Source organism: Streptomyces sp. NPDC005393 (genome assembly GCF_040606675.1).
Lineage (GTDB): Bacteria > Actinomycetota > Actinomycetes > Streptomycetales > Streptomycetaceae > Streptomyces.
Window position 1 is genome coordinate 1 of sequence record NZ_JBEXFG010000094.1, and the last position, 11,186, is coordinate 11,186.

Here is an 11,186-nt window from a genome sequence, read left to right on the forward strand (position 1 = left end):
GAGCGAGCGCAGGGGCTGTCCGCCGCTGTGCGGCACTCCCTGGCGGAGAGGTTGCCCGGTTACATGGTGCCCTCGGCCGTCGTGGTACTCGACGCGCTGCCGCTGTCCGCGAACGGCAAGCTGGACCGCAAGGCGCTGCCCGCTCCGGAGTACGCGGGCACCACCGGCCGGGGGCCGGCCGGCGTCCGCGAAGAGATCCTCTGCGCCGCCTTCGCCGAGGTCCTCGGCCTGGAAAGCGTCGGTGTGGACGACGACTTCTTCGCGCTGGGCGGTCACTCCCTCCTCGCGATCCGGCTGGTGGAGATCCTGCGCGTGCGGGGGGTCTCGGTGTCGGTGCGGGCGCTGTTTCTGACGCCGACCGCGGCAGGTCTGGCTGCTGCTGCCGGCACCGAGCAGGTGGAGGTCCCGGCCAATGCCATCCCGGCGGACGTCCGGCAGATCACCCCGGAGATGCTCCCCCTGGTGGACCTGACCGCCGAAGAGATCGCGACGATCGTCGCCACGGTGGAGGGCGGCGCGGCCAACGTCGCGGACATCTACCCGCTGGCCCCCCTGCAGGACGGCCTGCTCTTTCACCACCTGTTGGCGGACGGCGGCGACGACGCGTACGTGATGCCGAGGGTGTTGGAGTTCGACTCCCGGGGGCGGCTGGACGCCTTCGTGGGCGCGCTTCAGCAGGTGGTCGACCGGCACGACATCTACCGGACCTCGATCGTGTGGGAGGGGCTGCGCAAGCCGCTGCAGGTCGTCTGGCGCCGGGTGGTCATGCCCGTCGAGGAGGTGGCGCTGGATCCGCAGGGTGCCGACCCGGTGGCCGAGCTGGTCGCCGTGGGCGGTTCGTCGATGAATCTGAGCCGCGCTCCCCTGGTCGGACTGCACGTTGCCGCCCAGCCGGACGGCCGCTGGCTGGCGCTGCTGCGGATGCACCACATGGTGCAGGACCACACCGCGCTGGACGTGCTGATCGAGGAAGTGGAGGCGTTCCTCGAGGGGCGGGGAGGAAAGCTGCCGGAGCCGCTGCCGTTCCGCGACTTCGTGGCGCAGGCGGGAGGCGGGGTGGAGAGCGCAGAGCACGAGCGCCACTTCGCCGAGCTGCTGGGCGATGTGACGGAGCCGACCGCGCCGTACGGGCAGCTGGACGCGCACGGCGACGGAACCGGGGTGGTGCGGTCCGACGTGGTCCTCCCGCCGGAGCTGGTCGGCCGACTACGGGAAGTCTCCCGGCGGTTGGGGGCGAGTCCGGCGACGGTGATGCATGTGGCGTGGGCGCGGGTGCTGGCGGCCGTCAGCGGTCGTACGGACGTGGTGTTCGGCACGGTGCTGTTCGGGCGGATGAACTCCGGTGCGGGTTCGGACCGTGTGGCCGGCCCGTTCATGAACACGCTGCCGGTGCGGGCGCGGGTTGACGAGCTGTGCGCTCTGGAGGCGGTGACCGCGATGCGCGGTCAGCTGGCGGGGCTGCTTGAGCATGAGCACGCGCCGCTGGCACTGGCGCAGCGGGCCAGTGGCGTGACGGGTGACATGCCCCTGTTCACCTCGATGTTCAACTATCGGCACAGTATCGGCGGGCGGTCGGACCAGGGTGCGAACGTTGCTCGAGGCGCGGGCTTCGAGGGCATCAGGACGGTGCTCGTCATCGACCGTACCAACTACCCGCTGTCGGTCTCGGTCGATGATTACGGCGACGGCATGACGCTGGCCGTGGACGCGGTCGCCCCGATCGATCCGCACGCGGTGGCCGGACTGATGCACACGGCAGCGACGAACTTGGTGACCGCGCTGGAGGGGGCAGCGGAGGGCGGAACGGACCGGCCGCTGAGAGCGGTGGAGGTGCTGGGCGAGGCTGAGCGCCACCAGATGCTGGTCGATTGGAACGAGGGCGCCGCACAGGTCCCGGTGGCTACGTTGCCGGAGTTGTTCGCCGGACAGTCGGAGCGGACTCCGGACGCGGTGGCGGTGGTGTTCGAGGGGGCCGAGCTCACGTACGCGGAGCTGGACATCCGGGCGAACCGGCTGGCCCGCTACCTGGTCGGCCAGGGAGTCGGGCCGGAGTCGCTGGTCGCTGTGTTCCTCGAGCGTTCGGCGGATCTGGTGGTGGCTCTGCTGGCGGTGTTGAAGGCCGGTGGTGCCTACCTGCCGATCGATCCGGGGTATCCGGCGGAACGCATCGCATTCGTGCTGGCTGACGCGTCGCCAGTGACCGTGATCACCGATCTGGAAGCGGTTGGCCGGCTGTCCGGAATCGACGGTGCCGTCGGCCCGGCGGTGGTGGTACTGGACGAGCCTGCCGTCGTCGAGCACGTGGCCGGTCTGGACGGCTCACCGATGCGGAACGCGGATCGCGCCGGTGCGCTGCTGCCTTCGCATCCGGCCTACGTGATCTACACCTCGGGATCGACCGGTCGGCCGAAGGGCGTGCTCGTCACGCACGCGAACGTGGCGCGGCTGTTGGGCGAGACCCGGAACTGGTTCGAGTTCGGGGCCGAGGACGTGTGGACCTGGTTCCACTCCTTCGCCTTCGACTTCTCGGTCTGGGAACTGTGGGGTGCGCTGCTCCACGGCGGCCGTCTTGTCGTGGTCCCGTTCGAGGTATCACGCTCGCCAGGTGAGTTCCTGCGATTGCTGGCGCGCGAGCGGGTGACCGTGCTCAACCAGACGCCGTCCGCTTTCTATCAGTTGATTCAGGCCGAGGCGCAGGAGCCTTCCCTGGGTCCCGAGTTGACGTTGCGGACCGTGGTGTTCGGCGGCGAGGCACTGGACCTGGGACGACTGCGGGAGTGGTACTCCCGACATCCCGAGGACACGCCGGTGCTCGTGAACATGTACGGGATCACCGAGACCACGGTGCATGTCACCTACGCGGCACTGGACGCGGAGCGGGTGGCCGGGGAGGCGTCGAGTGTGATCGGCCGACGGATCCCCGATCTGCGGCTATACGTGCTGGATGAGCGGCTCCAGCTGGTGCCGACGGGCGTGGCCGGTGAACTGTACGTGGCGGGAGCGGGGTTGGCGCGGGGCTATCTGAACCGCCCCGGCCTGACCGCCGAACGGTTCGTGGCCTCCCTGTGCGGCGGAGCGGGCGAGCGCATGTACCGCACCGGTGACATGGTGCGTTGGGACGCCTCCGGGGCCCTGGAGTTCGTTGGCCGGGCGGATGACCAGGTCAAGGTCCGTGGCTTCCGGATCGAGACCGGCGAGGTCGAAGTGGTGCTGGCCACTCAGCCGCAGGTCGCCCAGGCAGCGGTGGTGGTCCGGGAGGACACCCCCGGCGACAAGCGCTTGATCGCCTACGTCGTGCCCGCGGAGGGCGCGGCCCGGGGCGGCACCGATGAGGGCGGCGGGCTGGCCGCGGCGGTACGCGAGTTCGCGGCCGAGTGGCTGCCCGGGTACATGGTGCCTTCGGCGGTGGTGGTACTCGACTCGTTGCCGCTGACAGTGAACGGCAAGTTGGACCGCGGTGCGTTGCCGGCCCCCGAGTACGACGTCGCGGCGGGTACCGGTCGGGGCCCGTCGAACGCCCGCGAGGAGATCCTGTGCGAGACGTTCGCCGAGGTGCTCGGCTTGGAGAAGGTCGGCGTGGATGACGACTTCTTCCGGCTGGGCGGGCACTCCCTGCTCGCGGTGTCTTTGGTGGAGCGCCTTCGGGTGCGCGGCGTGTCGGTCTCCGTGCGAGCGCTGTTCGAGACGCCCACAGTCGCCGGACTCGCATCCGCGGCCGGTCCGGTGAAGGTGGTCGTTCCGGCCAACGCCATCCCCGCGGACGCTCAAGAGATCACTCCCGAGATGCTGCCGCTGGTCGAACTGTCGGCGGTCGAGATCAAGCGGCTGGTCGCCACCGTCGAGGACGGGGTGGGCAACGTCGCGGACGTCTATCCGTTGGCTCCGCTGCAGGAGGGCCTGCTCTTCCACCACCTGCTGGCGGGTGGGGGCCGAGACACCTATGTCTCGCCGATTGTGCTCGACTTCGACTCGCGGGAGCGGCTGGACGCCTTCGTGGGCGCGCTCCAGCAGGTGGTGGACCGGCATGACATCCTCCGCACGGCATTCGTGTGGGAAGGACTGCGCGAGCCGGTCCAGGTGGTGCGGCGTCGCGTGCTGGTGCCCGTGCACGAAATGGCGCTGGAGGCCCGGGTCCCGGAGTTGGTCAACGCCCTCGTCGCGGCCGGGGGTTCGTCGATGGACGTCAGCCGGGCGCCGTTGATTGATCTTCACTTGGCGCCCGAGGCGGGAACGGACCGGTGGATGGCATTGCTGCGCATACACCACCTCGTGCAGGACCACACCGCGCTGGACGTGCTGATCGCGGAGATCGGAGCGGTCCTGTCCGGCCGGGGCGGCGAGCTGCCCGAGCCGCTGCCGTTCCGTGACTTTGTGGCGCAGGCGCGCACAGGGGTGGAGCGTGCGGAGCACGAGCGATACTTCACGGACCTGCTGGGCGACGTGAGTGAGCCGACTGTGCCGTTCGGTGTGGCGGACGTCCACCTGGACGGCGCCGACACGGATTCGGGCCTCGTGCGGATCGCCCCCGAACTGGTGGGCCGGTTGCGGGAGATGGCACGGCAGCTGGGCACCAGCCCGGCCACGGTGATGCATGTGGCGTGGGCGCGGGTGCTGGCCGCCATCAGCGGCCGTACGGACGTGGTGTTCGGCACAGTGCTGTTCGGGCGGATGAACTCCGGTGCGGGTTCCGACCGGGTTCCCGGCCTATTCATGAACACGCTGCCGGTGCGGGCTCGGATTGACGAGCTGTGCACTCTGGAGGCGGTCACCGCAATGCGCGGTCAGCTGGCGGCACTGCTGGAGCACGAGCATGCGCCGCTTGCGGTGGCTCAGCGGGCCAGCCAGGTGCCGGGTGACACACCGCTGTTCACGTCACTCTTCAACTACCGCCACAACGCTGACCCAGGTGTTGGTGAGGGCGCGGACGGCGGCGAGGACATCGAGTACGAAGGGATCCGGAGGCTGTTCGTCCGGCCGCGCAACAATTACCCGCTGAGCGTCGCAGTCGACGACGACGGAGACGGGATGGGGCTGACCGTGGACTCGGTGGCCCCGATCGACCCGGACGCGCTGTGTGACCTGCTGCGCACCGCACTGGAGAACCTGCTGGCGGCGCTGGAAACGGCACTGGCCGGTGGTCCGGACCTGCCACTGGCCGCGGTGGACGTGCTGAACGAGGCCGAGCGCCGTCGGGTACTCACCGAGTGGAACGACACGGCTGCGGTACGCGAGGCATCGGTGGTGGCGCAGTTCGAGGCGCAGGTGGCGCGGACGCCGGACTCGGTAGCGGTGGTGTGCGACGGGGTCGAGGTGTCGTACGCAGAGCTGGACGCGCGGGCGAACCGGATGGCTCACTACCTGATGGCTCAGGGCATGGGGGCGGAGTCGCTGGTGGGGCTGTGCCTGGGCCGCGGGATCGAGATGATCACGGCGATCCTGGGGGTGTGGAAGGCGGGTGCCGGGTATCTGCCGGTCGATCCGGAGCAGCCGACGGACCGGGTGGCGTTCATCCTGTCCGACAGCCGTGTGGCGTTGACGCTGACGACCGAAGAGATCCTGGACGACCTGCCGGCGGGCAGGCGGCTGGTGGTGGTGGACGGTCCGCTGGTGGCGATGCAGCTGGCCACGGCCCCGTCGACCTCGCCAGAGGTGGCGGTAGCGCCGGATGCGCTGGCGTATGTGATCTATACCTCGGGGTCGACGGGTCGGCCGAAGGGTGTGGCGGTGACGCACGCGTCGCTGGCGAACTACGTGTCCTCGGTGCCGCGCCGCGTGGGCCTGGGCGAGGCGGGGGGCAGGTACGCGCTGTTGCAGGCGCAGGCGACCGACCTGGGCAACACGGTGGTGTTCGCGAGCCTGGCCACCGGTGGTGAACTCCACATCCTGGAGGAGAATGCGGTCACCGACCCGGTGGCCGTGGCCGGATACCTGGCCGAGTACGAGATCGACTACCTGAAGGCGGTGCCCTCGCACCTGGCCGCACTGGGCGCGGCCGACGGCCTGGGCCGAGTGCTGCCGGGCCGGTCGCTGGTCCTTGGCGGTGAGGCGGCTTCGCCCGCGCTGGTCGGGGAGCTGCTGGCGGGGGACGGGTGCAGGGTGTTCAACCACTACGGCCCGACTGAGACCACCATCGGTGTCGCGACCACCCGCCTGACGCGGGAGCTGGCGGCGGGTGGTGTGGTGCCAGTCGGTACGCCGATCGCCAACACCCGCTTCTACGTGCTGGACAGGCAGCTGAAGCCAGTGCCGAAGGGTGCGCCGGGCGAGCTGTACATCGCCGGTACCCCGCTGGCACGTGGTTATGTGCGTCGCCCGGGTCTGACGGCGGAGCGGTTCGTTGCCTGCCCGTTCGGGACGGCGGGCGAGCGGATGTACCGTACCGGCGACTTGGCTCGGTGGACGGCTGATGGCCATGTTATGTTCTTGGGTCGCGCGGACGAGCAGGTGAAGATCCGTGGTTTCCGGATCGAACCAGGTGAGGTCCAGGCGGCGCTGACCGCCCACCCCTTGGTGGCTCAAGCGGCGGTGGTCACCCGTGAGGACAAGGTGGGGGAACGGCGTCTGGTCGCCTACGTCGTTCCCGCGGATGACGGTATGGAGAGTGTGGAACTGTATGCAGCGGTACGACAGTTCGCCGCCCAGCGGCTGCCTGAGCACATGGTGCCCTCGGCCGTGGTGGCCCTGGAGACCCTGCCACTGACCGGTAACGGGAAGCTGGACCGCAAGGCCTTGCCTGCTCCGGACTTCGCCGCTGCCGCCGGTTCGGGCCGAGGGCCGTCCAGCATCCGCGAGGAGATGCTGTGCATGGCGTTCGCCGAGATCCTCGGCCTGCCGAAAGTCGGTGTGGACGACGATTTCTTCGAACTCGGCGGCCACTCCCTTCTCGCAGTCCGGCTGGTCAGCCGGATCCGAACCATGTTGGGTGTCGAGATCGACATCCGTGCGCTCTTCGAGATACCGACGGTCGCGGGGCTCGCCGCCCGGCTGACGGACGCGGGCGGAGCCCAGAAGCCGCTGATGCCCATGCCGCGTCCGGAGCGCGTGCCTCTGTCGTACGGGCAGCGCCGCCACTGGATCATGGGCCACATCGAAGGTCCGAGCGGCTCCTTCAACATCTCGCGCGTGGTGCGGATCTCCGGTGAGGTCGACGTCGAGGCGTTGAGGGCGGCCTTCCACGACGTGCTCGAACGGCACGAAGTGCTTCGCACCGTGCTCCCGATGGCCGACGGAGAGCCGTACCAGTGGGTGCGGTCGCCCGAGGAGCTGGACTGGGACCTGACCGTGGCCGAGGTGACTCCGGAAGAGCTGCCGTCGGCGGTCGCGGAGACGGCGGGCTACGCCTTCGACCTGACGGTGGAGGTGCCGATCCGGGCCTGGCTGTTCACGGCCGGCTCGCAGGAGAACACGCTCGTGGTGGCGGTCCACCACGTCGCCGGCGACGGCTGGTCGTGGACACCGCTGGCCCGGGACTTCTCGGCGGCGTACGACGCCCGCCGCGCGGGCCGGGCCCCCGCGTGGGAGCCGTTGCCGGTGCAGTACGCCGACTACGCGCTGTGGCAGCGCGAGGTGCTCGGTGAGTCCACCGACCCGGACAGCTTGATCGCCCGACAGATCGGTTATTGGCGCGGCGCCTTGGCCGGAGTGCCGGACGAGCTGGCACTGCCCTTTGACCGAGTGCGTCCGCCGACCGCCAGCCACCGGGGCACGGGCGGAAGCGTGGAGGTCTCGGCCGAGCTGCACGCGCGGCTGCTGGAGGTGGCTCGGGCCGAGGGCGTGACGATGTTCATGCTGCTGCACGGCGCGCTGGCGGTACTACTGTCCCGGCTGGGCGCGGGCACCGACATCCCGATCGGGTCGGCGGTCGCGGGGCGCACCGACGAGGCGCTGGACGACGTGGTGGGGTACTTCGCCAACACCTTCGTGGTGCGGACCGACCTGTCGACGGACCCGACGTTCCGCGAGGTGCTGGGGCGCGTGCGGGACGCCGCGCTGGGTGCCTTCGCCAACCCGGACGTGCCGTTCGAGCGGCTGGTGGAGGAGCTGGCGCCGCCCCGCTCGCTGGCCCGCCACCCGCTGTTCCAGGTGATGCTGCTGCTGAAGACCACCACCGACCCGGTGCTCGACCTCTCCGGTCTCGATGCTAGCGGGGCGACGTCGGGGGCGATGGTGGTGAAGGGCGACGTGGACGTGCACATGGCCGAGATGCGCGACGCGCAGGGCGAGCCGGCAGGGATGCAGGGTGCGGTGATCGCGGAGGCCGACCTCTTCGAACCCGAGTCGGTCATCCGGATGGGCGAGTACCTGACGCGGGTGCTGGCCGCCGTGGCAGCCGATCCGGAGGTCCGGCTGAGCGCCGTGGACGTGCTGGACGAGGCCGAGCGCCACCGCATGCTGACCCAGTGGAACGACACAGCCGCCGAGATACCGGACACGACGGTCGCCGCCCTGTTCGAAGCCCAGGTCGCGCGCACCCCCGACGCGCCTGCCCTCATGTTCGGCGACGTGGAACTGAGCTACGCCGAACTAGACGCGCGGGCCAACCGGGTGGCGCGCTACCTGGTCGGCCGGGGAGTGGGACCGGAGTCGGTCGTCGCGGTCGTCTTCGAGCGCACCGTCGACCTGGTCGTGGCGCTGCTCGCCGTGGTCAAGACCGGTGCCGCCTACCTTCCGATCGACCCGAACTATCCCGCCGACCGGATCGCGTACGTGATCGCCGACTCGGGGGCGGTGTGCGTGGTCTCCGGCGAGGGCATGCGGGACCGGCTGGAGGAGTTCGACGTTCACACCGGGGCCGACACCGGCGTCCCGGTGGTCCTGCTCGACGACCCCTCGCTCATCCAGGAGCTGGCCGGCTACGCGGACGGGGCACTCACCGACGACGAGCGCACCCGTCCCCTGCGGCCCGCACACCCGATGTGGGTGATCTACACCTCCGGATCCACCGGACGCCCCAAGGGCGTGCTCGTCGAACACCGGGCCATCGTCAACTTCCTGGAGTCGATGCAGGACAGCTTCCCGCTGACCGCCCAGGACCGCCTGCTGGCCGTCAGCACGCACGGCTGTGACATGGCGGGCTTCGAGTTCTACCTGCCGCTCCTGAGCGGCGCGACGCTGCTGCTCGCCGCGCAGGAGCAGGTGCTCGACCCGTGGGCGCTGCGGGAGCTGATCCGCTCCGCCGGAGCAACCATGGTGCACGCGACCCCGAGTCTGTGGCGCGGCCTGGTGGCCGACGCCGACGACCCGGTGGACTGGACGCGGGTACGGGCGCTGATCGGCGCGGAGGCACTGCCGGGCGACCTGGCCCGTACCCTGCTGGAACGGACGCCGACCCTGACGAACCTGTACGGGCCGACGGAGACCACCACCTGGTCGACGGCCAAGGTGCTGCGACCGGACGCGGTGGACGTCTCGTCCATCGGCGGGCCGATCGGCAACACGCAGGTGTACGTGCTCGACGAGGGACTCGTCCCGGTGGCCCCGGGCGTGGCCGGTGAGCTGTACATCGCCGGCAAGGGCATCGCCCGTGGATACCTGGGACGGCCGGGTCTGACGGCCGGGCGTTTCGTGGCCTGTCCGTTCGGCGCCGAGAGTGAGCGGATGTACCGCACCGGCGACGTCGTCCGCTGGACGGCGGACGGTGATCTGCAGTACGTCGGGCGTTCGGACGACCAGGTCAAGGTGCGCGGGTTCCGTGTCGAGCTGGGCGAGATCGAAGCCGTCCTGTCCACCCACTCCGAGGTCGGGCAGGCCGTGGTGGTGGTCCGGGAGGACACCCCGGGAGACAAGCGCCTCGTGGCCTACGTGGTGCCGTCCGCGGTCACCGGCCAGGACGACGAAGGGGAGTTGGGCCGCTCGGTGCGCGCACTCGCCCAGGACCGCATGCCCGGGTACATGGTGCCCTCGGCGGTGGTGGCGATCGACCGGCTGCCACTGATGCCGAATGGCAAGCTGGACCGCAAGGCGCTCCCGGTCCCCGGGATCACGGCGGCGGACACTACCGCCAACCGGGCGGTCACCTCCTTCGAGGGGAGCCTTTGCGAGGCGTTCGCCGAGGTGCTCGGGGTGGAAACGGTCGGCGTCGACGAGGACTTCTTCGCGCTGGGCGGCCACTCCCTCATGGCGGTCCGGCTGGTCGAACAGCTGCGGGAACGGGGCGTGTCCGTCGCGGTACGCGACGTGTTCGCCGCCCCGACCGTCAGCGAGCTGATGAAGCGGATGAGCCTGTCGTCGGTGCGCGACGCGCTCGACGGCCTCCTGCCCATACGGGCCGGGGGCAGCGAGCCCCCCTTCTTCGGCATCCACCCGGCCGGCGGCCTGAGCTGGTGCTACATGCCGCTCGCCCAGTACGTGCCGGGCGACATCCCGTTGTATGGACTCCAGGACCGCGGACTCGACGGGCGCACCGAACCGGCGCGCTCCGTGAGGGAGATGGCTGCGGAGTACATCGAGCTGATCCGCGGGGCGCAGCCCTCCGGGCCCTATCACCTGCTGGGATGGTCTTTCGGGGCGGTAGCCGCCCACGAGATCGCCGTACAGCTGCGGGCGGCGGGCGAGGAGGTCGCGGCACTCGTCCTCATGGACCAGAACCCGGCGGTGGCGGACCCGGACGCCCGACCCGTCGGCGACCTCACCGCGGTGCCGGAGGACCAGCTGGACGCCGTGGCCGAGTTCGTGCGGGCCCAGGCGGGCCACGCGCTCGGTGCCACCACGGACGAGGAATTCAGGAGCCTCGCCAAAATCCTGCTGAATCACCGTGAGATCCAGAACCGGCACTCCCACGGGGACTTCGACGGTGACGCCCTGCTGATCGTGGCCGAACAGGAAAAGCGGGAGGACGCGACCTCGGGCGACGCGTGGAAGCCTTATGTCAGTGGGGAAATCCGCGAGGCCGGCATTTCCTGCACGCACTACGACATGGCCAAGCCGGAGAACCTCGCCAAGGTGTGGTCCGCGGTGGCGGACTGGCTGGGACGCGAAGGCTGATGATTCCCCGGGCGGCGTGAGCCGCCCGGGGTGACGCGGCGGGACCCGCTCGGCGGATCCCGCCGCGTCGCCGTGCCCTGCGGAGAACAGAACGAGGGTGGACCGGACGCCCCGACGAAATCCTCGTCGGGGCCTTCAACGAGCGCGGCACCAAGGTCGTGTTCACCGATGAGCTGGGCGGCGGCGGCGCCGCGACCTGCAAC

Annotated in this window: 1 protein-coding gene; it reads left to right on the forward strand. The window is 70.3% G+C overall.

The genetic code is table 11. The features are described from left to right. Window positions 1-15: 15 nt before the first annotated feature. Window positions 16-10,983, forward strand: a complete 10,968-nt coding sequence (locus ABZS71_RS34970) for an amino acid adenylation domain-containing protein (RefSeq protein WP_356216728.1) — start codon at window positions 16-18, stop codon at window positions 10,981-10,983. Window positions 10,984-11,186 lie beyond the last annotated feature (203 nt).